2 protein-coding genes are annotated in these 1974 nt (G+C 41.9%); both read right to left on the bottom strand.

Annotation, left to right across the window (positions count from 1 at the left end; translation table 11 throughout):
* Positions 1–27: 27 nt before the first annotated feature.
* A complete protein-coding gene (eutC, locus tag VXQ92_RS16240) occupies positions 28–843 on the bottom strand; it encodes an ethanolamine ammonia-lyase subunit EutC (protein WP_038348008.1) in 816 nt (271 codons plus the stop codon).
* 10 nt (positions 844–853) lie between these two features.
* On the bottom strand, positions 854–1974 hold a 1121-nt coding region (locus tag VXQ92_RS16235; RefSeq protein ID WP_416682527.1), incomplete at its 5' end, for an ethanolamine ammonia-lyase subunit EutB.

Genomic DNA, 1974 nt, shown 5'->3' with positions numbered 1-1974 from the left:
AATAAATCTCTTTGCATATTCCTCTGATTAAAATAATAGCTTTTGAGTTTGTTCAATGCCTATATCTGGAAGTTGATGTTCATCTTTTAAATTAACTCCTGAAAAGCCAAGCTGTTTTGATTTTTTCATTAATGCCATTAAACGTTGTACTGCAACTGGAATACTTAAACCTGCTGTGCGAACATTCGAAATACAATTACGTTTGGCATCGATGCAACCCGAATATGCATTCCATGTGTAGTAAATCCCCATACTGTCAGGGGAGCTTAAACCAGGGCGCTCACCAATCAGCATCACAAGCATGGATGCTTTAAAGATTTCTGCGACTTCATCACCCAAAGCAACTCGGCTACCTGTAGCAAGAGCAATTGGTGTAAGGTTCCAGTTTTCTTGCTGAATGTGTTCACTTAGCGCGGTAATGAATGGAATAGCATTCGCTTCAATCGCTCTTGCTGAAAGTCCATCACCAACCACAATACAAATATCGTATGGCTTCGGATTTTCTGTATATTCCTTCATTAACGCATCTTTTGATGAGGTGGAAAGCTGACGTCCTAAATCAGGACGTTTAAGATAAATTTCCTTATTAGGGGCGTTGCTTTGGACATGAAGACTTTGCAGCTGTCTTTGCGCTAATTGCTCAGATAAATAGGAAACATCCATATCTTGATAAACCGCATCTTTTGCTTGCGCATGCGATAACTGGAACTCAAGTAAGGCTCGTGTTGGGATACTGCAACCTGCACGACCCAGAGCAATACGGGCATCGGTAAACTGTTTGAGCTTTTCCCACTGATCCTGATGGGTAGAGGATGGATATTGAATATCACGATTAAGTTTCATGGTGTTCTCCCTAGTTCATAAGCAGACGAGAGAATTGGTCAGGCATATGGTCTGCCCAACAAATTTGAGAGTTTTGCTGTTTAAAAATCCCTTGTTGTTCAAGCCAAGCGGAGAACTCAGGAGCGGGTTTTAAACCTAAGAGTTGTCTTAAATAGAGAGCATCATGAAAGGAAGTGGTTTGATAGTTGAGCATGACATCGTCTGAACCCGGAATCCCCATAATAAAGTTAATGCCTGCGGCGCCAAATAGAGTAAGAAGTACATCCATATCATTTTGGTCGGCATCGGCATGGTTGGTATAACAAATGTCGCAGCCCATTGGCACGCCAAGTAACTTACCGCAGAAGTGATCTTCCAGTCCCGCACGTATAATTTGTTTACCGTTAAAGAGATATTCGGGGCCAATAAAACCAACGACTGTATTCACTAAAAGCGGATTGTATTTACGGGCCACTGCATAAGCACGAGTTTCTAATGTTTGTTGATCTACTCCGTGATGAGCATTGCTTGATAGGGCACTACCTTGACCCGTTTCAAAGTACATGACGTTTTGTCCAATGGTTCCGCGCTTGAGTGAGAGGGTGGCTTCATATCCTTCTTGTAGTAAACCAAGTGAAATTCCAAAACCATCATTAGCCAGTTGGGTGCCGGCAATTGATTGAAACATTAAATCAATCGGTACATTTTTTTCAGCCAGTTGAATGCCTGAGCTGATATGCGTAAGTACACAAGATTGCGTTGGAATTTGATATTCCTGAATGACATGATCAAGCAATTTCAGTAGCTCTGACAAATTATGCAGGTTATCCGTGGCAGGGTTAATGCCAATTACGGCATCACCATTGCCATACATCAACCCATCTAAAATACTGGCTGAAATACCGAGCACATCATCGGTAGGGTGGTTCGGTTGTAAACGGGTAGAAAGATGTCCTTTTAAACCAATTGTGTTGCGAAATTGGGTGACCACTTCACATTTGCTGGCGACATAAATCAAATCTTGATTGCGCATAATTTTGCTGACAGCAGCCACCATTTCTGGGGTTAAACCCGATGCTAATGCTTTTAAGCTTTCTGGAGTGGCATCTTCTCCAAGTAGCCAATTTCTAAAATCGCCTACTGTAAAGTGTG

This window comes from Acinetobacter sp. 228 (assembly GCF_048147885.1).
This window is presented reverse-complemented; position numbering and strand designations above follow the sequence as displayed.